At 72.2% G+C, this 21,948-nt stretch carries 18 protein-coding genes; 7 read left to right on the top strand and 11 right to left on the bottom strand.

Annotated features, from left to right (window positions below; all coding sequences use genetic code 11):
• Positions 1-227 precede the first annotated feature (227 nt).
• Genes ACIBTX_RS01705 through ACIBTX_RS01715 form a run of 3 tightly spaced genes read left to right on the top strand, consistent with a single transcriptional unit; the run spans position 228 to position 5,868 of the window.
• Positions 228-1,787, top strand: coding sequence for a sodium:solute symporter (locus ACIBTX_RS01705; protein WP_357171935.1), 1,560 nt, complete (start codon positions 228-230; stop codon positions 1,785-1,787).
• 11 nt (positions 1,788-1,798) lie between these two features.
• Complete coding sequence (locus ACIBTX_RS01710) at positions 1,799-2,974, top strand: anhydro-N-acetylmuramic acid kinase (protein ID WP_357171936.1); 1,176 nt, start codon at positions 1,799-1,801, stop codon at positions 2,972-2,974.
• Positions 2,975-3,000: 26 nt separating this feature from the next.
• Positions 3,001-5,868: an FAD-binding and (Fe-S)-binding domain-containing protein gene (locus ACIBTX_RS01715; RefSeq protein WP_396831903.1), complete on the top strand. Its 2,868-nt coding sequence runs from the start codon at positions 3,001-3,003 to the stop codon at positions 5,866-5,868.
• Here ACIBTX_RS01715 and ACIBTX_RS01720 read toward each other — a convergent pair.
• The 3 genes from ACIBTX_RS01720 to ACIBTX_RS01730 are packed head-to-tail and all read right to left on the bottom strand — an operon-like array spanning position 5,865 to position 9,336.
• Positions 5,865-7,376 carry an MFS transporter gene (locus ACIBTX_RS01720; RefSeq protein ID WP_396831904.1) on the bottom strand — a complete coding sequence of 504 codons (1,512 nt, stop codon included), beginning with the start codon at positions 7,374-7,376 and terminating at the stop codon, positions 5,865-5,867. The two genes, ACIBTX_RS01715 and ACIBTX_RS01720, sit on opposite strands and share 4 nt — an antisense overlap.
• Positions 7,373-8,629 carry an MFS transporter gene (locus ACIBTX_RS01725; RefSeq protein ID WP_396831905.1) on the bottom strand — a complete coding sequence of 419 codons (1,257 nt, stop codon included), beginning with the start codon at positions 8,627-8,629 and terminating at the stop codon, positions 7,373-7,375. The genes ACIBTX_RS01720 and ACIBTX_RS01725 overlap by 4 nt, the downstream gene beginning before the upstream one ends.
• Positions 8,626-9,336 (bottom strand): siderophore-interacting protein, encoded by a 711-nt coding sequence (locus tag ACIBTX_RS01730; protein ID WP_357124183.1) that lies wholly within the window; start codon positions 9,334-9,336, stop codon positions 8,626-8,628. Before ACIBTX_RS01730 ends, ACIBTX_RS01725 begins: the two co-directional genes overlap by 4 nt.
• A gap of 114 nt (positions 9,337-9,450) precedes the next feature.
• On the opposite strand from ACIBTX_RS01730, the gene ACIBTX_RS01735 reads away from it, so the two are divergent.
• On the top strand, positions 9,451-10,008 hold the full coding sequence (locus tag ACIBTX_RS01735) for a GNAT family N-acetyltransferase (protein ID WP_357171940.1): 558 nt from the start codon (positions 9,451-9,453) through the stop codon (positions 10,006-10,008).
• Between the two features lie 8 nt (positions 10,009-10,016).
• Here ACIBTX_RS01735 and ACIBTX_RS01740 read toward each other — a convergent pair whose 3' ends face one another.
• The 3 genes from ACIBTX_RS01740 to ACIBTX_RS01750 are packed head-to-tail and all read right to left on the bottom strand — an operon-like array spanning position 10,017 to position 13,163.
• Positions 10,017-10,712: a hypothetical protein gene (locus ACIBTX_RS01740; RefSeq protein ID WP_396831906.1), complete on the bottom strand. Its 696-nt coding sequence runs from the start codon at positions 10,710-10,712 to the stop codon at positions 10,017-10,019.
• A complete protein-coding gene (locus tag ACIBTX_RS01745) occupies positions 10,699-11,331 on the bottom strand; it encodes a DUF305 domain-containing protein (RefSeq protein WP_396831907.1) in 633 nt (210 codons plus the stop codon). The genes ACIBTX_RS01740 and ACIBTX_RS01745 overlap by 14 nt, the downstream gene beginning before the upstream one ends.
• Positions 11,331-13,163 carry a sigma-70 family RNA polymerase sigma factor gene (locus tag ACIBTX_RS01750; RefSeq protein ID WP_396831908.1) on the bottom strand — a complete coding sequence of 611 codons (1,833 nt, stop codon included), beginning with the start codon at positions 13,161-13,163 and terminating at the stop codon, positions 11,331-11,333. Before ACIBTX_RS01750 ends, ACIBTX_RS01745 begins: the two co-directional genes overlap by 1 nt.
• Positions 13,164-13,388: 225 nt before the next feature.
• Here ACIBTX_RS01750 and ACIBTX_RS01755 point away from each other — a divergent pair, with 225 nt between their 5' ends.
• The gene (locus tag ACIBTX_RS01755) at positions 13,389-14,189 is read left to right on the top strand and encodes an SDR family NAD(P)-dependent oxidoreductase (protein WP_396831909.1); all 801 of its coding nucleotides are present in this window, start codon (positions 13,389-13,391) and stop codon (positions 14,187-14,189) included.
• A 5-nt stretch (positions 14,190-14,194) separates the two neighbouring features.
• Here the strand turns inward: ACIBTX_RS01755 and ACIBTX_RS01760 are convergent, their stop codons facing one another.
• Both ACIBTX_RS01760 and ACIBTX_RS01765 read right to left on the bottom strand, forming a co-directional pair.
• On the bottom strand, positions 14,195-15,262 hold the full coding sequence (locus ACIBTX_RS01760) for a DUF2855 family protein (RefSeq protein WP_357171945.1): 1,068 nt from the start codon (positions 15,260-15,262) through the stop codon (positions 14,195-14,197).
• 67 nt (positions 15,263-15,329) lie between these two features.
• On the bottom strand, positions 15,330-16,544 hold the full coding sequence (locus tag ACIBTX_RS01765) for a PP2C family protein-serine/threonine phosphatase (protein ID WP_396831912.1): 1,215 nt from the start codon (positions 16,542-16,544) through the stop codon (positions 15,330-15,332).
• 285 nt (positions 16,545-16,829) lie between these two features.
• On the opposite strand from ACIBTX_RS01765, the gene ACIBTX_RS01770 reads away from it, so the two are divergent.
• A complete protein-coding gene (locus ACIBTX_RS01770) occupies positions 16,830-17,630 on the top strand; it encodes an RNA polymerase sigma factor SigF (protein WP_357124158.1) in 801 nt (266 codons plus the stop codon).
• A gap of 6 nt (positions 17,631-17,636) precedes the next feature.
• On the opposite strand, the gene ACIBTX_RS01775 is transcribed toward ACIBTX_RS01770, so the two are convergent.
• Together ACIBTX_RS01775 and ACIBTX_RS01780 are read right to left on the bottom strand one after the other, a co-directional pair.
• Entirely contained in the window at positions 17,637-18,668 is a 1,032-nt protein-coding gene (locus tag ACIBTX_RS01775) for a medium chain dehydrogenase/reductase family protein (RefSeq protein WP_357171947.1), read from the bottom strand.
• Between the two features lie 92 nt (positions 18,669-18,760).
• Positions 18,761-19,303: a TetR/AcrR family transcriptional regulator gene (locus ACIBTX_RS01780; RefSeq protein WP_357124152.1), complete on the bottom strand. Its 543-nt coding sequence runs from the start codon at positions 19,301-19,303 to the stop codon at positions 18,761-18,763.
• Between the two features lie 149 nt (positions 19,304-19,452).
• On the opposite strand from ACIBTX_RS01780, the gene ACIBTX_RS01785 reads away from it, so the two are divergent.
• Positions 19,453-20,319: an oxidoreductase gene (locus ACIBTX_RS01785; RefSeq protein WP_357124149.1), complete on the top strand. Its 867-nt coding sequence runs from the start codon at positions 19,453-19,455 to the stop codon at positions 20,317-20,319.
• 75 nt (positions 20,320-20,394) lie between these two features.
• Here the strand turns inward: ACIBTX_RS01785 and ACIBTX_RS01790 are convergent, their stop codons facing one another.
• Positions 20,395-21,936, bottom strand: a complete 1,542-nt coding sequence (locus tag ACIBTX_RS01790; RefSeq protein WP_357171948.1) for an MFS transporter — start codon at positions 21,934-21,936, stop codon at positions 20,395-20,397.
• Between the last annotated feature and the right edge of the window lie 12 nt (positions 21,937-21,948).

Consider the following 21,948-nt stretch of genomic DNA (forward strand, 5'->3'; position numbering starts at 1 on the left):
TCGCTGGTGACTCAGTCGCCGACCGGGCGAGTGCTCCCTGACCAGTTCGGCGACGCGCGCCAGATCGTTGAGAATCCGCCGGCAACGCACCGTTTGGGCCTCGCGTCCGCCCCGTATCGGCAGGCTGAGACCACAGCGTAACCAGACCGGACGGGCACTGGCAAAAAGTTTCGGGTTAGTGTGGGCCAACGTCACTTATTGACAACCCCGCTGGTTGGGAGTGAACCGTGCGTCAACTCGACCTTGTCGTGATCGTGCTGTACCTCGTGGTGATCGCCGCCGTCGGACTACGCCTGTCCGGTAAACAGAAGTCGTCCAAGGACTACTTCGTGGGCGAGGGAAAACTGCCCTGGTGGACCGTCTCGTTCTCCGTGGTCGCCACCGAGACCAGTGTCCTGACGGTGATCAGCGTGCCCGGCGGCGCGTACAGCAGTCAGGGCTTCGGCAACGTCGAACTGGCCCTCGGCTACGTGATCGGCCGCGTGATCGTGGCCGCGGTGCTCATCCCGCTCTACAAGCGGGGTGGCTTCGTCAGCGCCTACCAGTACCTCGGTGAGCGGTTCGGCCTGAAACTCCAGGGCCTGGCGTCGATCACCTTCGTCTTCACCCGCCTGCTCGCCGAGGGCGTACGACTGTTCGCCTCGGCCATCCCGATCAAGCTGCTCCTCGACGAGTTCGGGCTGAACGTCGGCTACCAGGCGATCATCATCGTGCTGACACTGATCACGGTGGTCTACACCTACCTCGGTGGCATCAAGGCGGTCATCTGGACCGACGCCATCCAGATGGGCCTCTACCTCGGCGGGGCGATCCTGGCCGTCGCGGTGCTCAGCCACGCCATCGGGTTCGACGGCTACTCGCAGGCGTTGGACGCCGGCAAGTTCCAGCTCTTCGACACCAACTTCGACCTCGCGCACGTGCTCACCAGCCCGTTCGCGCTGCCGACCGCGATCATCGGTGGCGCCATCTTCGCGATGGCCAGCCACGGGTCGGACCAGCTCATCGTCCAGCGCATCCTGTCGACCCGCACGCTGCGCGAGGGCCAGTTGGCGATGGTCTCCTCGGGCATCTTCGTGGTCATCCAGTTCGCGGCGTTCTCGCTGGTCGGCGCGCTGCTCTGGTCGTACAACAAGGGCCAGACCTTCAAGGAGCTGGGCCTGAACAGCACCGACAACCTGTACCCGAACTTCATCCTGCACGCCCTGCCGGTGGGCATCTCGGGCCTGCTGGTCGCCGGCATCCTCGGCGCGGCGATGGGGTCGCTGTCGTCGGCGCTGAACTCGATGTCGAACTCCACGGTCGCCGACTTCATCCACAGCTTCTTCAAGAAGGTCCCGTCGGACGACGCCATGCTCCGGCTCGCCCGGGTGATGACCCTGGTCTGGGCGGTGCTGATGGCGATCTTCGCCTGCGCGTTCAGCTCCAGCACCGGAAACGTCTACCTGACCGGTCTGACCATCGCCGGCTACACCTACGGAGCGCTGCTCGGCGCGTTCCTGCTCGGCCGCCTCGTGAAGCGGGCCAACCAGGTCGACGCGGTGATCGCGTTCCTCGTCACGATCGCGGTGATGACGTACATCGTCCGCTACGTCAAGATCGATGTGACGACGGCCGGCACCACCACCGCGACCGCCATCGCCGCCCAGTGGCTGGTGCCGATCGGCGTCCTGATCACCCTGGCCGTCGGCGTGGTGTCGAGCTGGTTCCACCCGGCCCCGACGCCGTACGACCACAGCCGCGTCGACGATGACGACGAGACGACGGCGGCACCCGTGGGCCGGGCATGAAGGAGACCGCCATGCGCGTGATCGGCCTGATGTCCGGCACCTCGTACGACGGCATCGAAGCCGCCGCCGCGGAGTTCGAGCTGACCGGCGACACCCTGCGGATGCGCCCGCTGGGCCGGCTCAGCCACCCGTACCCGGACGAGCTGCGGGCCCGGATCGCCGCCGCCCTGCCACCCGCGCCGACCACCACCGAGGCGATCTGCGTGCTGGACACCGGCATCGGCCAGGCGTTCGCCGCAGCCGGCACGCGAGCCCTCGCCGAGCTGTGCGAGGGGCGGGCCGACCTGGTCGTCTCACACGGCCAGACCATGCACCACTGGGTCGAGGACGGCACGGTCCGGGGCACCCTGCAACTGGGTCAGCCGGCCTGGATCGCCGAGGCCACCGGACTTCCGGTCGTGGCCGATCTGCGCAGCCGCGACGTCGCGGCCGGCGGCCAGGGCGCACCGCTCGTCGCCCTCTTCGACACGCTGCTGCTGCGCGGTCTGCCGGGCATCCCGGCCGCCCTCAACCTGGGCGGGATCGCCAACATCACGGTCGTCGCAGCGGACGCCGACCCTCTCGCGTTCGACACCGGACCGGCCAACGCGCTTCTCGACGCCGCCGTACGCCACTTCAGCGGCGGCGTCGAGGAGTACGACCGGGACGGGCGCGGGGCAGCCGCCGGGCAGGTGAGCCCGGCGCTGCTGCGGCGGCTGCTCGACGAGCCGTACTACCGGCTGCCCGGCCCGAAGAGCACCGGCAAGGAGCTGTTCCACCTGCCGTACCTGCTCGCCGCCCTGGCCGACGTGCCCACCCCGGATTCGCGGGACGTGCTGGCCACGCTCACCCGGCTGACGGCGGTCACGGTGGCCGACGCCTGCCGCGCGCACGGCGTCACCCGGCTCGTGGTCTCCGGCGGCGGGGCGCACAACCCCACGCTGATGGGCATGCTCGTCGACGAGCTGCCGGGCGTCGACCTGACGTCCAGCGACGAGGTGGGTGTCCCGTCGGACGCCAAGGAGGCGCTGGCGTTCGCGCTGCTGGGCTACCTGACCGTGCACGGGCTGCCGGGCACCCTGCCTTCGGGCACCGGCGCGCGGCACGCTTCGGTGCTCGGCAGCATCACCCCCGGCCGCGAGCCGCTGCGGCTACCCGCGCCGGGCGGCACCGCCCCGACCAGGCTGCTGATCGTCGCGTCCGACTGACCGCCCCCGCACGGGAGGATCCGCCCATGAGCACCGTCGTACCCGCGCCGACCGCCGCCGGCGTCCGCGCCCGCGAGGTCGCCGACCTGCTGCGCTCCCGCCTCGACGACCCGAGCCGGGCCAGCGCCGAGCTGCCCCGGCGGCTCGCGGCGGCGCACGACGCCTCGCCGTACCTGTTCGAGCCGCAGGCGGTGGTCCGCGCCGCCTCGGCGGCCGAGGTGGGCGCGCTGATGGCCGGCGCCCGCGAGGCCGGGGTGCCGCTGACCCTGCGCGGCGGCGGCACCAGCCTCGCCGGGCAGGCCGGCGGCGCGGGGGTCCTGGTCGACGTGCGCACCGACTGGCGCGACGCGGAGGTCCTCGACGACGGGCGGCGCATCCGGCTCCAGCCAGGGCTGACGATCCGGCAGGCCAACGCCCGGCTGGCCCGCTACGGCCGGCGGCTCGGCCCGGACCCGGCCAGCGAGGCCGCCTGCACGGTGGGCGGCATGGTGGCCAACAACTCCAGCGGGATGACCTGCGGTACCACCGACAACGCGTACCGCACGATGGAGTCGCTACGTTTCGTGCTGCCGTCCGGCACGGTCGTCGACTCCGCCGCCCGCGACGCCGACGAGCGGCTGCGGGCCGCCGAACCCGAGCTGCACGCCGGGCTGCTGCGGCTGCGCGACCGGGTGCGGTCCGACCCCGGCTCGCGGGCCACCGTCGAGCGGCTGTTCGCGATGAAGAACACCATGGGGTACGGACTGAACTCGCTGCTCGACCACAGCAGCCCGGTCGACATGCTCGCCCACCTGATGATCGGCAGCGAGGGCACCCTCGGCTTCGTGGCCGAGGCCGTCTTCCGCACCGTCGAGATCCACCCCCATGCCGCCACCGGGCTGCTCATCCTGCCCGGTCTCACCGACGCCACCGACGCGCTGCCCGCCCTGCTCGCCGCCGGCGCGCGTACCGCCGAGCTGCTGGACGCGGCCGCGCTGCGGGTCAGCCAGCGCGACCCCGGCGCGAGCGCGACCCTGCGCGGGATGACCGTCACCGGTCACGCGGCGCTGCTGGTGGAGTTCGCCGAGGACAGCGCGGAGCACCTGGCCGCGACGCTCGCCGACGCCCGGCGAGTGCTCGACCGGCTGCCGGCCGTCACCGGCACCGAGCTGACCCGTGACCCGCGCGAGCGGGCCAAGCTCTGGCACCTGCGCAAGGGCCTCTACACGGCGGTCGCCGGGGCCCGACCACCCGGCACCACGGCCCTGCTGGAGGACATCGCGGTGCCGATGCCCCGCCTGACCGGCACCTGCGACGGCCTGATCGACCTGTTCGAGCGGCACGGGTACGCCGACGCGGTGATCTTCGGACACGCGCGCGACGGCAACCTGCACTTCATGCTCACCCAGTCCTTCGACACGCCGGCCGAGATCGACCGCTACGCGCGGTTCACCGACGACATGGTCGACCTCGTGCTCGCCGAGGGCGGCACCCTCAAGGCCGAACACGGCACCGGCCGGGCCATGGCGCCCTTCGTCCGCCGGCAGTACGGCGACGAGCTGTACGACGTCATGCGCGAACTGAAGCGGCTGTGCGACCCGAGCGGCCTGCTCAACCCGGGCGTGCTGCTCAACGACGACCCGAGCGTGCACCTGCGGCAGCTCAAAGCCGTCCCGACGGTCGACGAGGAGTTGGACGCCTGCGTGGAGTGCGGCTACTGCGAGCCGGTCTGCCCCACCGCCGACGTCACCACCACGCCCCGGCAGCGCATCGTGCTGCAACGGCAGATCGCCCTCGCCACCGCCGCCGGTGACGAGGAGCGCCGCCGGGAGTTGACCGACGACTACGCGTACGCGGCGGTGGACACCTGCGCCGCCGACAGCCTCTGCGTCACCGCCTGCCCGGTCGGCATCGACACCGGAGCCGCGATGAAGCGGCTGCGCGCCGAGCGGCACAGCCCGCGCGCGCAGCGCACCGCAGCCGGTGTGGCGCGGCACTGGAAGGCCGCCGTGACCGGTGTCCGGGTCGGGCTGAACGCCGCGCACGTCACCCCGACGCCGGTGGTCCGCGCCGCTACCGGGGTGATCCGGTCCCTCGGTGGCACCGAACTCGTACCACAGTGGAGCGACGACATCCCCCGGGCCGGCGCGTCCCGTCCGACGCCGCGCAGCGCGCCGGACGCCCAGGCGGTGTTCTTCGCGGCCTGCATCGGCAGCGTCTTCGCGGCCCAGGACGGTCCGTCCGGCGGCTCGGCGGCGGCGTTCCTGCGCCTGTGTGACCTGGCCGGGGTGCCGGTGGTCGTACCGGCCGGCACGGCGGGTCTGTGCTGCGGGACGCCCTGGCAGTCCAAGGGCTACCCGGCCGGGCACCGCGAGATGGCCGAGCGCACCCTGGCCGTGCTCTGGGCCGCCAGCGACCACGGCCGGCTGCCCGTCGTGTGCGACGCGTCGTCCTGTACCCACGGTCTCGCCCAGTTGACCGCCGCGCTCGCCGAGGAAGACCGGGCGCGGTACGCCGGGCTGCGCTTCGTCGACAGTGTCACCTTCACCGCGCGGCACCTGCTGCCGGCGCTGCCCGAGCCCCGGCGACTCGGTTCGCTCGCGCTGCACCCCACCTGCTCGACCGTGCACCTCGACGGCGTCGACGACCTGCACACGGTGGCTCGGGCGGTCGCCGACACGGTGACCGTGCCGGACAGTTGGGGCTGCTGCGCCTTCGCGGGTGACCGGGGACTGCTGCACCCCGAGGTCACCGCCGGCGCGACCGCGGCCCAGGCCGCCGAGGTCAACGAGCGCCCGCACGACGCGTACGCCTCCTGCAACCGCACCTGCGAGATGGGCATGAGTCGGGCCACCGGACAGCCGTACCGGCACGTGCTGGAGGTGCTCGCCGAGGCGGTCGAGCCGCCGGCCTAGCCGCCGGCCGCCGACGTCCGGGCGGTGTCCGCGCGGCGCAGCAGTGCGGCGGCGAGCAGACCACCGGCCAGCACCGCGGCCGCGCCGACCAGTTGCCCGGTCTCCAGCGCGGAGGCGAAGGCGCTGGTCACGGCCGCCCGCTGCGGTCCCTCCCCCGCGGCGGCGAGCGCCGCCGGGAACGAGTCCGCGCCGGCCAGCGCGGCGGGCAGCAGCGCCGCGAACCGAGCGTTCAGGACCGCGCCGAGTACGGCGATGCCGAGGCTGCTGCCGACCTCGGTCATGGTCCCGTCCACTCCGGCGCCGGCGCCGGCCTTCTCGGCCGGGATCGCGCTCATCACCGCCTCCACGATCGCCGGGTTGGCCAGCGCGCAGCCGACGCCCATGACGAGCAGGCCAGCGAGCAGCACCCCGTACCCGTCGTCCGACCGGAGGGTCACCGCCGCGAGGCCGGCCGCGAGCAGGGTCATGCCGACGGCGATGGCGGCGGCCAGCCCGAGACGACGGATCACGGCGGCCGCTACCCCGCTGACGTTGAGCAGCACGATGGACAGCGCGAAGGGGGCCATGCGCAGGCCCGCCTCCCAGGCCGGATAGCCACGGACGAACTGGAGGTGCTGGGTCAGCAGGAACAGCGCGCCGGTCGCCCCGAAGGTGACCAGGACGACCCCGGACACCGCGCCGACGAACTGCCGGTTCCGGAAGAAGTGCAGGTCCAGCATAGGGTGGGCGATCCGCCGCTCCCAGCGGACGAACCAGCCGAGCAGGAGTACGCCGGCACCCGCCGTACCGACCACCTCGGTCGAGGCCCAACCCCGCTCCGGCCCGGCGATGATCGCGAAGACGACCGCGGTCAGCCCCGCGGTGGAGAGCGTCGCGCCCCACCCGTCGAGCCGGCCCCCGGTCGTGCCACGGGACTCGGGAACGAGCGCCCGCCCGACGAGCAGGCAGACCAGCACGATGGGGACGTTCAGCAGGAAGATGGCACCCCACGGCAGGTGGGCCAGGATGGTGCCACCGATCGGCGGCCCGACCGCGAAGCCGAACGCGCTGGTGGCGGCCCAGATGCCGATGGCGCGGGAGCGTTCGGGCCCGTCGAAGACCTGCATCGCCACCGCGAGCGTCGACGTGACCAGCAGCGCCCCGCCGACGCCCATCCCCGCCCGTGCGGCGATCAACTGACCGCTGCTGCTCGCGAGGCCCGCCGCCAGCGAGCCGAGTCCGAACAGGACGAGCCCGGCGAGCAGCATCCGGCGTCGCCCGTACCGGTCCGCGGCCGCGCCGGCCGTGAGCAGCAGCCCCGACAGGGCCAGGGCGTACGCGTTGATCATCCACTGCGCGTCGGCGGTGCTGGCGCCCAGCTCGCTGGTGAGCACGGGCACCGCCACGGTCAGCACCGTGTTGTCCAGCACCACGACGAGCTGGGCGACGCAGAGCACGGCCAGGACGAGCCAGCGGTGTGGTGGTCGGGCCGACGCCGTGGGAGCGGCGACCGGCTGGGTGAGCGTCACACCGCCGCCCGTACGCCGGCCGACCTGCGCTCGGTCGCCGGGTCGGAGGCGGCGTGGGGTGTGCGCGGGAACCGACGCTGGTGCGCCAGACCGAGGGCGACCCCGGCGGCCACCAGCACGACGGCGGCGACCGCCACCGGCGGGTAGCCGACCCGGTCCGCGGCCGCCAGGCCCAGCGAGGAGGCGACGAACGAGCACACCAGGCCGAACGACGACAGGACGGTGAAATCGGTGCCACCGGTTCCCGGCCGTGAATAGTCCATGTTGACCGTGTAGAGCACGACGTTGGCGATCGTGTAGGCCACCATGAAGCAGCAGAGCGCGATGACGGTCCCGCCCAGCGGGGCACGGCCGTTCAGCAACGGCAGCAGCATCGTCGTCGACACCACGAGGGCCACCCCGCCCGCCACGAGCATCGGGCCGCGACCGAACCGGCCGACGCCGACCCCGGCGACCAGCCCGGCCACGATGGCCGGCGCGCTGGTCACCACACCGGTCACCACCCCGATCCGGCCCAACGACCATCCCGCGTCCACCAGGGCGGGCGTGACCAGCGCGTACGCCATGCCCGCGCCGACGTAGACCAGTGGCACGACGCCGAAGGTCCACCGCCGGCAGCCGGGCTGGCCGAACACCGACAGCAGCGCCCGGTAGGCGGTACCGACGCGGTCGACCCGATCGGTACGGGCCGGCTCGGCGAACCGCCACACCACCAGCAGCCCGACCGCGGTCATCGCGGCCAGCAGGCCGACCGCCGGCACCCAGCCGAACCGGTCGTAGACCAGTACGCAGGCGCCGCCGCCGAGCAGGTTGCCGAGGTAGCTCGCCGCCACCTGGATGCCGTTGCCGGTCCCCCGGTCCGCCTCGTGGAGCATCCGCACGGCGACGGCGTCCACGGCGATGTCCTGGGTGGCGGAGAAGAAGACGTACGCGGCGCAGATCGCGATGACCGGACCGAGCGCGTCGGCCGGACGGGGAAACGGCAGCAGGGCCAGCAGGGCCAACACCAGGGCGCTCTGGAGGACGAGCAGCCAGGATCGGTAGTGGCCGTGCCGACGGGAGCCGTACCGGTCGAGGATCGGCGCCCAGAGGAACTTGACGGGCCAGATCACGCCGACGACCTGGAGCAGCGCGAGGGTGTCCAGCGAGGTGCCGCCGTCGCGCAGGATGGCGGTCAGTCCGACGGTGATGAAGCCGATGCCGAGGTACTGCGTGACGTACAGCGCGGTGAGGGTGCCGAGCCGGCCTCTCACGGGGCTCTCCAGTAGCCGAGCGAGGTCAGCCGATCCTTGTCCACGCCCAGCGTCCGGCGGATGTGCCGGGTGATGCCCCGGGTGGTGGCCGCCTCGCAGGCGACCCAGTAGTGGGCCGCGTCGTTGGCCGGCAGATCGGAGCGGACGGTGTCGACGAGGTGCTGGCCGTCGGCGTCCCGGGGCACCCAGGTCACGTCGTGGTGCGCCCGGGCGCGCGGCGCGAGGGCCTTCTCGCCCTCGTGGGCGTACTCGAGCCAGATCGTCGCCGGGATGTCGGCGCCGGCGTCGAGCAGGCTGTTGACCGCCGGCAGGGAGGCCGCGTCGCCGACGAGGTAGAGGTGCTCCGGCGCGGGGTCGGGCAGTGCGAAGGCACTGCCCTGCACGGTGGCGACGATGGTGTCGCCCACCCGCGCCGAGGTCGCCCAGCGGGCGGCGCAGCCATCGTGGATGGCGAATTCGAGGCTGAACCGGCCGGTGGCCGGGTCGGGGTCGACGAGCGTGTACGCCCGCTGGTGCGCCCGCCCGTCGTTGTCGAACCACAGTCGGACCCACATCGTGGGGTGGACGCCGCACGCCGCCAGCAGGCCGCCGTCGTCCAGGAGCAGCCGCTGGTAGTGCCCGTCCACCGACTCGGTGGCCCGCACCGTCAACTGAAAGTCCCGGCCTCCCATGGCCTTGAGGACCAGGGCTTCCCAGTTCCGCTTCACGCACCCCTCCAGGTAAGGCGAGCCTTCGTTAGGGCAGGCTAACCTACCTTCGCCGCAGGCGGAACGCGCGTCCCCCTCGCGCCACCCCAGCCCGCAGCAGCAAAGGAGCACGACATGACATACCAGGAGAAGATCACCGGCCTCGGCGAGTTCACGCTGACACCCGTGGCGCCCGACCGGGACGCGGCACTCCTGCACCGCTGGGTCACGCTGCCCCGAAACTCGTTCTGGGGCATGGGGACACACACCCTCGACCAGGTCCGCGAGATCTACACCTTCGTCGACGGCCTGCCCACGCACCACGCGTACCTGATCCGCGTCGACGGGGAGCCGGTCGGCCTGTTCCAGACCTACCAGCCCGAGGCGGACCCGGTCGGCGAGCGGTACGCCGTACAGCCCGGCGACATCGGGATGCACCTGCTGCTCAGCCCGGCCCGGCACCTCGCCCGTGGTCTCACCGACGCGGTCGGTCCGGCCCTGGCGCGGTTCCTGTTCCGCGACCCGGCCGCGCGGCGGATCGTCGTCGAGCCGGACGTCCGCAACCACCTCGCGCTGCGCCGCCTGGAGATCGAGGGGTTCACCTTCGACGCCGAGATCGACATGCCGGACAAGCGCGCCCAGCTCGCGTTCCTCACCCGGTCCCGCTTCGAGGCCGACCACCCGGCCGGCTGACCACCGGATCAGCGATTCGCGCTGAGGAAGCCGATCAGCGTCGCGGCCCACCAGCCGAGCTGGGAGGTGAGGGCGGCGGCGACGCCGGGCAGCAGAGCGGACCAGCGCGGGCCGTCCTGGACCGCGACGAGTCGATCCCGTACCCGGCCGAGGAAGAGCCCGTTGACGCCGACCACGAGCACCGCGACCAGCTTGACCCACACCAGCGCGGAGGACGTGTCCGGTCCCAACGCCGCGCCGCTGACCACCAGACCGACGAGGCCCAGCCAGATGAGCGGGTGAGCCGCCCGTGCCGCGTTCAGCACGGCGTCGAGCGGTTCGCGACGCAACAGCCAGCGCAGGCTGAACCAGTCCACCGTCAACACCGCGCCGAAGCCCACCACCAGGCAGGTCAGGTGGCAGAAGAGGGCGAGCATCCGCCCGCCCGGGGAGAGGGTGACGTGCGGCGCGGCGAGGATCGCGAGCAGCCACCCCAGGCCCACCAGCGCGCTCGCCCGAACCAGGGTGGCGTGACCCGTGGCACGGCGGTGCCCACCGCGCCAACCCGCCGTCGGTGTGGTCGCGGCACCCGGGCGGGGTGACCCTGCCCCACCGGTACGACCTCGCCGGACGCTGTCCGCGTACCCGGTCGTCGCGGCACGATGGGCAGCCCGCGACACCCGCGCCGGACCGCCGACGGTGTCGTACAGGTCAGTGGTCCGCATCGCCGGTCGAGCCGGGACGACCCGCCAGAGCGCTCAGCTCGGCGGCCCGCGTCGTCTGGATCCGGCCGGCGAGCGCCCGCACCTCCGGGCTGCCCCCGGCGTTCTGCTCGCCCCGGCACAGCACCACCGTCTGCTCAAGATGCGCCCGGAGCAGACCCACGGCCCGGGACGGCACCTCGGCGTCGGGGGCGGCGCGTAGCTCGGTGAGGCGGTCGTCCGTCACCATGCCGGGCATCTGGTGCCCCTCGTGGATGTTCTGTTCGGGGACGTTGCCGGCGGCCAGCAGACTCCGCAGCTCCGACGCCTCGGCCCGGTGTGCCGTCCGGATGTCACCGAGGATGGCGCGCAGCGCGGGGTCGGTCGCCGACGGACGGGTGTCGAGATGGTCGATCAGCGCGAGGACACCCTCGTCCATCGGGAGCAGCAGTTGGATGAAGGCGTCGTCGGTGCCGTTGAGCAGCACCGACGCGGCCGGCGCGGGAGTTGACGACGCGGGCGCGGCGGGTTGGTCCGGGCGGCTCGCGTTCCAGGTCAGACCGACGGCCAACGTCGTCGCGGCCAGGGTCACGGCGACGCCGGCGATCCGCCAGGCGGGGGTCTTGAGCGCGGAACCGGTCATCAGCGCGCCGCCTGGAACGCGCGGCCGACAGCCGTCGCCTTGGAACCGTCGCTGAACAACCCGGACTTGTCCTTGTCGGTCGCGGGCAGGCCGAACCAGGCGTACCGCTGCACGTAGGAGAGCTGGCCGAGCATGCTGGTGGCCGCGGTGAGGAAGGCGGCCTGCTGCTCCTGACTGGGGAACACCTGACGCCCGCCGTCGTAGCGGATCAGCGCGAACTCGGTCAGCCAGATCGGCTTCTTGTACCGCTGGTAGACGGCTTGCAGGTACTGCCGGAGCTGGTTCACGGCCGCGGCCGTCGTGAAGTCGCCCCCGTACCAGTGCAGGGCGATGAAGTCGACGCGGTGGCCCCGGGCCTCGGCGCCGGCCATGAACCTGCCCAGCCAACCCTGCGGATCCGCCCCGCCCCAGGCGACCGCCGGACTGCTCAGTTTGCTGCCGGTCGCCATCAGTTGCGGCCACAGGTCCAGTGCCTGGTCGACGGTCATGTTGGCCTGCTCGGGCAGGTCCGGCTCGTTGAAGCCGAGCAGGTAGGGCCCGGCCGCCCGGGCCCGGGCCAGCTCTCCGGCGTTGACGTTCTCCGCGCTGCGGATCATGGGAACGAACGCCGCGCCCTTGGGAGTGGTGATGCCGGGATGCTGGGTGCCCCAGGTGTAGTACCAACCGGCCTTCGAGTTGGCCAACGCCTGACTCGCGCCCGCGAAGTTCCACACCCCCACGCCCTTGCGCGCGGAGCTGACCGCCGGTACGACCGGCGCCTTCGAGGGCGACGGACGGACGCTCGGCGACGGCGCCTTGCTCGGCGAGGCGACGACGGTGGGCGAGGCGGGCGGCGCCGCCGCCCAGGAGGGCGTGGCCTGCGGCGCGGCGGCCGGATCAGCCGGCAGGAGCACCACCAACGCGGTGACCGCGGTGACCGCCACCGCCACCGAAGCCGCGAGGGACGGCAGCAGGCCACTTGGCGCGTGCGCCGCCAGGCCGGCAACGTTCGACGACGGCCCGACGGTCGGTGCGACGGCCATGGGCGCGGTCGCCTGCGGGAGGTGGGCGCTGAGGCCGGCCGGCAGCGGCAGCAGCGACATCCCCGCGAGCAGCCGGTCGATCGGCAGGAAGGCGGCGCCCAGGTGACCGCAGAACGCACAGTCCCGGACGTGTCGGCCCAACCGCTTGCGCCACAGCGGGCTCGGGTTGCCGTCCCACTCGGCCGTCACGGCGTGCAGGTCCGGGCACCCGGGTCGTTCGTGCAGCGCGCGGACGACCCCGCGAGCGCTCTGGATCTGCTCCTTCATCCGGTGGATGCGGACCGCGACGTGCCCCGGCGACAGATTCGCCGCCTCGGCGATCTCGGTACGCGTCAGCTCGCCGGTCTCCTCCAACCACCACAGCGACAGCAGTTCCTGGTCGTCCGGATCGAGCCACCGGGTGGCCTCGGCGACCTCACGTCGCTGGTCGGTGAGGCCGAGCCGGAGGATCGTCATCCCGGCGAAGTCGGAGGCGGGGTCGGGCACGTTGTGGATCGCGTCCAGCCCGGCGTCCCGGTTGAGGGCGAGGCGTCGGCGCTGGTCCCAGTCGCGTACCTGCCGGATGGTGATCGCCACCAGCCAGGACCGGTACGCCTCCGGGTCGTTGAGGGTGGGCAGGTGCCGGATCACCCGTACCAGAGTCTCCTGGACGACGTCGTCGACGTCGGCGTGACCGCGCAGCGCGCGCCCGACGATGTTGTAGACCAGCGGAAGCGAGGCCGCCACGAGGTCGTCTAGAGCGCGCCGGTCGCCCTGTCGCGCCGCGACGACCAACCCGGGATCGGCAACTGCCCGACCGGCTGACGACATGGGTTCCACTCCTTGTGCGCTCGGTCCGAACAGCGCCTGTGCGCGCTGACCGCCTCCTGATCGGAGACGAGCGGTGGCAGGTCAGATTACGGTTTTCTGCTCGGACCGGACACCGGCCGCGGCCGTCGGGCGTGAGCTGTCCGACTCACCCTGCCGGGTCCGGCCGACACCGTTACGGTCGAGGCTGCGGTAAGCGGGTGCGGTGCGCAAGGACGGGGACGGGACATGACGATTCAGATCGATCTTGCCGGTAGGACCGCGCTGGTCACCGGCTCGACCCAGGGCATCGGCGCGGCCATCACGGTCGGGCTCGCCCGGGCGGGGGCGCGGGTGGCCGTGAACGGCCGTACCGCCGCCAGCGTGCGGCGCGCGGCGAAGGCGCTACGCGACGAGGTCCCCGGCGCGGAGGTCGTCGAGGTGGACGCGGACGTGTCGACCGACGAGGGTGCGGCTCGCACGCTCGACCTGCTGCCCAGCGTCGACATCCTGGTCAACAACCTCGGCATCTTCGGACCGACCGAGCCGTTGGAGATCTCGGACGACGAGTGGCGTCGCTACTTCGAGGTGAACGTGCTGGCCGGTGTCCGGCTGACCCGCGCCTACCTGCCGGCGATGATGGACCGCGGTTGGGGACGGGTGCAGTACATCGCCAGTGACTCGGCCGTCGTCATCCCCGCCGAAATGATCCACTACGGCGTCTCGAAGACCGCCCTGCTCGGCGTCTCGCGCGGGTTCGCGAAGGCCGCGGCCGGCACCGGCGTGACCGTCAACTCGGTGCTCGCCGGGCCGACCCACACCGGCGGCGTGGAGGACCTCGTCGCCGATCTGGTGGGCGACAGCCTCCCGTGGGATGAGGCCCAGCGGGAGTTCATGCGGCTGCACCGGCCGCAGTCGCTGCTCCAGCGGCTCATCGAGCCGGAGGAGATCGCCAACATGGTCACGTACCTCGCCTCTCCGCTCGCCTCGGCGACGACGGGCGCTGCGGTCCGGGTCGACGGCGGCTACGTCGACGCCATCGTGCCGTAACGCGGCTAGAGCTGGATGACGTGGCCCACCCGTGGGGGCGTACGACCGGCGAGGACGTCGAGCCAGGCGTCCCGCAGCGCCTCCGGACCGTGGCCGACCCGCACGTCGAGCCATCCGCTCACCTTCGGGACGAACCGCTGCCAGGCGTCGGTGAACCGCGCGTCGAGGCCGTCGCGCCCCCAGTCCCTACCGCGCTTGCGCATCTGCACGGGCGCGAAGAAGACCTCTCCGGCGGCGTCGGCGTTGGGCGTCTGGGTGGTGAGCCCGACGGCGATGTCCCGGACGAGCCGGTCGCCGAGGTGTTCGCGGAGCGCGGCCCGGGTCGCGGGCCCGCCGGACAGGTCGAGGTACGCGGTGTCGACCACGTCGAGGGTGTCGATCGCGTCGTACGGGACGACGTCGTCGTAGCAGCCCAGTGACCGCGTGAACGCGACGTTGCCGGGCGAGGTGAGCCCGATCAGGCGCGCGCCGCGGCCGTGCAGTTCGCACGCGGCGGCGTACGCCGTCTTGCTCGACGCCGACGACAGCACCAGCGACCGCGCGCCGTAGAAGTCGTTGTCGACGACCTGGTCGGCCAGCATGAAGGAGGTGAAGAAGAGCGGCCGGAACAGGATCAGCAGATCCTCCTGCTCGGCCTGGTAGGCCGGGTCGCCGTTGGTCGCCCGGTACGCGTTGTACGGCGAGGGCAGCTCGGCGCGGTGCGGGCTCGCGTCGCGGAACCCGGACGCGTCCACCCGGTCGGGCCGGACCACCAGGTGGGCGGCGGACGGTAGATAGCCGTAGACCCGTTGGCCCACCTCGACGTCGGCGACCGTCGACGCGACCACCTCGGCGAATCCCCACAGCGGGACGAGCCCCCACTGCGCGTCGAGCCCGCGCGGGCCGGGCGGGAAGAACTCCCAGTAGCGCATCGCCTCGCCCAGCACCGCGTAGGTCACGTTGTTGGCGGTGAGGCCGACGCGGTCGACGCGCAGCAGCGCCGCACCATCGGGCAACTCGGGCACGTCGTCGTCGGTGAGCGTGGTCCGGGAGAGATCGTCACGGGCCACGGCGAAGGTCCACGAGTCAGCCATGGTGTGACGCTAGACAGCCTCCGAACCCCAGACAAGTGCACTGGGAGTGCAAAATCCCACTCGGCGGTCAGGGGTGGGGCACGGCGACGTGACGCAGGTGCCCCAGCGGCACGTGCGGCGGTTGCCACTCCAGGATCAGGGCGGTGGCGTCGTCGTCGAGCTGCTCGTCCTGGTACGCGAGGACGGCACGCACCAGGCGGCGCATCGTCTCCGGGCTGGGCAGCCGGTCATTGAGGGCACGGTTGACGAAGTCGACGAGCCGGTCCAGCCCGAACCGCTCCCCGTCGGCGCTGCGCGCATCAGTGATGCCGTCGGTGTAGGCGAGGATGCGGTCGCCCGGGTGCAGCTCCTCCTCGTACACCTCGGGTCTGGCCGCCGTCAGGTGACCCAGGCCGAGCGGCAGCGCGGTCGGCCCCGGCAGCTCCCGGATGGCCTTGCCGGCGCGCAGCAGCATGGCGCCGGGGTGGCCCGCGTTGATCATTTTGAGCCGACCGGTCCGCCGGTCCAGCTCGGCGAGCAGCGCGGTCGCGAAGTAGCTGGGGTGCTCGGAGCGCACCCACCGGTCGATACTGATCGCCGTGTCGACGAGGTCGAGGCCGGACCGGCGAGCGTTGCGGTACGCGCTGACCACCAGCGAGGCCAGGGTGCTCGCCTTGATGCCGTGCCCGCAGGTGTCGAAGAGTCCGACGCTGAGCACGTCGCCGTTGAGCGCGTAGTCGAAGATGTCCCCGCCGACGTCGTAGCACGGTTCGAGGATCGCGGTGATCACCAGTTCGTCGGTGGCAAAGGTCAGCGGCGGCAGCAGCCCCCACACGATCTCGGCAGCGACCTGCATCGGGAGGCGACGTCGCATCCGCTCGACGACATCGCCGTAGAGCCGGCGGTTCACCAGGACCTGGGAGACGTTGACCGCCAACTCCCAGGCGGGCCCGTCCAACGCCGGGTCACCGGCGGCCGGCGACACGACCTCCAGGACACCCAGCCGCTCGCAGCCGAGCAGCAGAGGCACCCAGAGTCGGTCCGGACTGTCCGCGGCTCGCTGCACGTCGAGGGTCGTGAACGCCCGTCCGGCCAGGGTCGTCTCGATCGTCAGCTCGTCCCGGGTCGGACCGGCGTCCGGCATGGGCACGAGGCACGACTGGGTGTAGTCCGCCAGGTAGATCACGATCTCGGTGGCGCCGATCGCCGGGGCCACCCGAGCGACGAGGAGCGACAGCTCGTCGGGGCCACCCCGGGGTGCGTTGAGCTGTAGCCAACGCGCCGCGTCGCCAGCGTCGACCACGCTCCACCTCCCCCGTGTCCTGACCACCCTAGAAGCCCGGAAGCGAACTGCCAATGTGCGCCTGACCTCGCCCTACCTTGACCCACTCATACTTTCGGCTAGTAATGGCTGGCACTTTCGGGTAGCGTCGGGGCCGGCACGTGAACGACATGACGCGGTGGCGAGGCCCGGGTTGTGGACCCTCCTCGACAGCGCAGCCGTCCGTCCATGCGCTCCGGCGGCAGCCGGTTCGGATCTCTCTCCGGTCGACCTCGCTGATGGGCACCCGTGGAGAGGACCAGTTTCATGGTCACCACTGTGGAGCACACGACCGGCACCGGCACCACCCGTCGGAGCACCGCCAGCACCGAACAACTCATCGTCGAACTGGTCACCACCCCGGCCGACGATCCGCGCCGACCGGCCCTGCGGGACCGTGCCATCGAGGCGTGGATGCCGCTCGCCCGCCACCTGGCCCGCCGTTACTCCGGGCGCGGCGTGCCCGACGAGGACCTGACGCAGACCGCCATGGTCGGTCTCGTCAAGGCCGTCGACCACTTCGACGCCGCCCGCGGCGTCGACTTCAGTGGGTACGCCATCCCCACCATCGTCGGCGAGATCAAGCGATACTTCCGGGACCGCACCTGGGCCGTACGGGTCCCTCGCCGCCTCCAGGAACTCCGGCTGTCGATCAGCGCCGCCAACAGCACGTTGACGCACACCCTGGGCCGCTCGCCGACGGTCGCCGACATCGCCACCCACCTCGACGTCTCTGAGGAGGCCGTGCTGGAAGGGCTGGAGGGGGCCCGGGCGTACCGGACGACGTCCCTGTCCGCGCCCATGGGCGCCGACGGCACTTTGGAACTCGGCGACACCCTCGGGGTGGACGACCACGAACTGGACCTCGTCGACCTCCGCGTCGCCCTCGGCCCGGCGCTCGCCACGCTGCCCGAACGCGAGCGCCGGATCATCAGCCTGCGGTTCCACGGCAACCTGACCCAGGTCCAGATCGCCGAGCGGATCGGCGTCTCCCAGATGCACGTCTCCCGGCTGCTCACCCGGGCGCTGGTCAGCCTGCGCGGGCATCTCGGCGAGGAGGCCGGCTGAGCCGGCTCAGGGCTCCAGCACCACCTTGCCCGGCCGGGTGCGGGCCTCGGCGAAGGCCAGCGCCTCGGAGACCTCGGTCAGGGGGTAGCGGGCGGCGATCTGCGGCACGAGCACGCCCTGCCGGAGCAGGTCGAGCACGCTGCCGAGGTCGGCGCGCAGCCGCCGCCGGAACGCCGCGCCGCGCGTGCGGCTGCCGGCCCAGAAGTTGTAGAAGCCGACCCGGTGGCCGTTCGGCAGGGCGTTCCAGGTGTAGAGGCGGGCCAGCAGCTTCACGAAGACCCAGACGATCGACCGTGCGGCACCGTTGGCCGAGGCGTTGCCGTAGACGACGAGCGTGCCACCGGGGGCGAGCAGTCGGTACGAGGTGCGTACGCCCGGTCCGGCCACCGGATCGAAGACGGCGTCGACACCGTCGGGAGACAACTGCCGGACACGTGCGGCCAGGTCCGGGGCGCGGTAGTCGAGCGGTTCGACGCCGAGCGCCCGCAGCGCCTCGTGGTGTCGCGGGGCCGCGGTGCCGATGACCCGCAACCCGAGGTGGCGTCCGAGTTGGACGAGGACCGTCCCCACACCGCCGTTCGCGCCGTGCACGAGGATGGTCTGCCCGGACCGCAGCCGGGCACGGTCCAGCATCTGCCAGGCGGTCACCCCGTTCACGACGACGGTCTCGACCGCGGCCGGATCCAGGCCGGACGGTACGGGCGTGAGGTCGTGGACGTCCACGACGGCGTGCGTGGTCCAGGCGCCGGTCTTGGTGACCACCGCGACCCGGGTGCCGACCAGCGAGGCGTCCCCTCCCGGTCCCACCGCGCGAACGGTGCCGACGAGGTCGTAGCCGGGTACGAACGGAAACGCCGGCTGACCGGGGTAGAGGTCCCGGCGCATGCTCTGCTCGGCGTACGAGATGCCGGTGGCCTCGACCTCGACGAGCGCCTGTCCGGCGGCCGGTACGGGCATGGAGCGTCGGTTGATCTGGAGCCCATCCGGCTCGACCACGCCGGGCAGCACCACTTCGGTGATCATCTCGCTGCTGGTCATCGCTACTCTCCTTTGGTTTGTGAGTGTTCACTCACTCACGTGTCGGGTGGAAAAAGTGGGCCGCCGCAGCGGCCCGTGGTGGGACGTCGAAATCAGGGGTGCTGGATGCCGGCGGTCAGCGCCCGGGCCCACGGCTCGGGCACCTGCTCCAGGCCGGCCGTCACGATCAGGTGGCAGAGCTGGCCGTACGCGAAGAACTGCTGCACCTGGGCATCGCCCGCGCCGGACCGGTTCTGCACGAAGGTGGCGACGCGCTTGTAGCCGGCCCGCACCGCCGCGGCGATCTCGGGGACGTCCGTGACGGCCTGCGCCTGCACCTGGAGCAGCAGGAGATCGCGGTCGGCGATCAACTCGGCGTAGGCGCGGCCCATCGCGTCCAGGATCTCGTCCGGGCCGGCGTCCCCGGCGCGCTCCGCGCCCATCTCCAGCGCCGCGACGATCCGCTCGAAGCACGCCTCGGCCGCCGCCACGAACAACCCGAGCTTTCCGGCGAAGAGCCGGAAGACGTACGCCTCGGAGATGCCGGCGGCGGCCGCGACCGCGGTGACCGGCGTGGCGTGGAAGCCGGTACGCGCGAAGGCCGACACGGCGGCGTTCAGAACGACGGCCCGACGGGCCTCGGCGGTGGATCGCATGTTTGTAAGTGTGCACTCACAAACAAAGCCGCGTCAAGCCCCTGTCCCGGGCCGCGTCACGCTGAGGAAGACCTCGCCCCGCCGGTCGGGCGGAGACGAAGGAGAGTTGTCGTGCGCATAACCGCTACGACAACGGATAGAGGGACCACATGAGCGACAATCTTCCTGGCGGCGCACTGACTCCCGCCGACGGCCTCACCCTGAGCCGGATGGGCTACGGCGCGATGCAGCTCGCCGGCCCGCACGTCTTCGGCCCCCCGCGCGACCACGCGCAGGCTCTCGCCGTTCTCCGCGAGGCGGTCGACCGGGGCGTACGCCACATCGACACCAGCGACTTCTACGGTCCGGTGGTGGTCAACGAGCTGATCCGCGAGGCGCTGCATCCGTACCCCGAGGATCTGCACCTGGTCACCAAGGTCGGCGCGCGGCGCGGCGACGACGCCTCCTGGCTCCCCGCGCTCCGACCGGACGAGCTGAAGGCCCAGGTCCACGACAACCTCCGGCACCTCGGCCTGGACGTCCTCGACGTGGTCAACCTGCGGGTCGGCGTGGCCGAGGGCACCGGCGACGATCCCCTCTCCGAGCAGTTCGGCGCCTTGGCCGAGCTGCGACAGGAGGGCCTGATCCGACACCTGGGGCTCAGCAACGTCACGCTCGCCCAGCTCGACGAGGCCCAGGCCATCGCCCCGGTGGTCACCGTGCAGAACCTCTACAACCTCGCCAACCGACAGGACGACCCGCTCGTCGACCGGTGCGCGGCGGAGAACATCGCCTTCGCCGCGTTCTTCCCGCTCGGCGGGTTCACGCCGTTGCAGTCCGACACGCTCAACGCCGTGGCCGACCGGGTGGGCGCCTCAGCGCAGCAGGTCGCGCTGGCCTGGCTGCTGCAGCGTTCCCCCGCCATGGCGCTGATCCCCGGCACGTCGACGCTGGCGCACCTCCGGGAGAACCTCGCCGCGGCCGACCTGACGCTGCCGGCCGACGCGATCGAGGACCTCGACACGATCGGCGGCTGATCGCGGAACCGGGCGCTGACGCGTACCCCCGGCTCGTGCTTGCCGGGCGGCGGCCCGGCGCTGGCGGGGCTCGCGTCAGCGCTGGTGGGGGCGGTTGCGGATGAGGGTGAGCGCGAGGACGGCGGTGACGAGGAAGACGATGCCGGTGACCCGCAGACCGGCCTGGACTCCGGAGGTCATGGCCTCCGCGAGCGCCGACCGGACCGGTTCGGGCAGCGGCTGGTCGCCGGTCGCGCCGGCGGCGACCGCCGCCCGCACGGCGCTGCGGGTGGGTTCGCCCACCTGGTGGGCGGCGAGGCGGTCCGGCAGGTCGGCCGCCATCGTGGTGGTGAGCAGCGTGCCCAGCAGGGACGAGCCGAGCACCGAGCCGACCTGCCGGGAGGCGTTGACCGCGCCGGAGGCCATGCCGGCCTGGGCGGGAGCCACGCTGGCCAGCGCCGCCGCCGTCGCCGGCGCCACCACCAGACCGCTGGCCGCGCCGAACAGCACGAACAGCGCCCAGCGGTGGTCGAACGTCGTGGTCGGGCCCTGCGCCGCCAGCCCGAAGGCGGCCACCGCGCCGAGCACCAGGCCGAGGGTGAGCGGCGCCTTGAATCCGGTACGCCGGATGGCCCGCCCGGCGGCGAAGGCCACGAGGACGTACGCGCCGAAGAGCACCAGCATCCGCCAACCGGTATCCAGCGGACTGAGCGCCTGGGCACGTTCGTGGAAGAGGACGAGCAGGATCGCCACACCGGTGAAGCCGAACAGCGACACCGCGGCGACGACCATGACGGCGCTGAACGACGCCGAGCGGAACAGCCGTACGTCGAGCATCGGCGCGCTGGTGCGCAACTCGATCAGCACGAACGCGACGAGCGCGACGGCCGAGACGATCCATGCGGTCGACACGACTCCGCTGGTGTAGCCGTCCCGTCCGCCCTGGATCATGGCGTAGACGGCGGCGGCGATGGCGACGGTGCCCAGCAGCAGTCCGGGCAGGTCGAGTCGGCCCGCGCTGGGCCGCGACTCGGCCACCCCGATCGCGGTGACGACAAGGGTGACCACGCCGAGCACGATCGTCGACACGTAGACGCTGTGCCAGGAGTGCTGACGCAGCAGCGCACCGGCGATGAGCGGGCCGATCGCCAGGCCGATGCCGGAGGCGGCCGACCAGGCGGTGATGACCTCGGTACGGCGGTGCGGGTCGGTGAACGTCGCGCCGAGGATAGCCAGGCTGTTCGGCAGGATCAGGGCACCACCGAGGCCGGCGACCAACTGCCCGACGATCACCCAGGCCACGGTGGGCGCGCTGGCCACGGCGACGCCGCCGGCGATCATCGCGAGAATGCCGACGCCGAACATGCGCCGGCGTCCATAGCGGTTACCCAGGGTGGCGGCGGACAGCACCAGGCTCGCCACGACCAGGGTGTAGGCGCTGGGGATCCAGATCACGGTGGTCGGATCGACCTCGAGGTCGGCCTGGATCGTGGTCAGGGCGGAGACCGTGGCGGTGATCTGCAGGAACGTGATCATCGCGCCCAGGCACATGGCGATCAGCGTCACCGGGCGGGAACCGCGAACGGCGGCTCGGGTGCTGACGGCGGTTCCGCTCGGGACCGTGCTGCTGGTGGTCACTGGACGTCCTCG

It is taken from the genome of Micromonospora sp. NPDC049359 (assembly GCF_044466585.1).
Lineage (GTDB): Bacteria > Actinomycetota > Actinomycetes > Mycobacteriales > Micromonosporaceae > Micromonospora.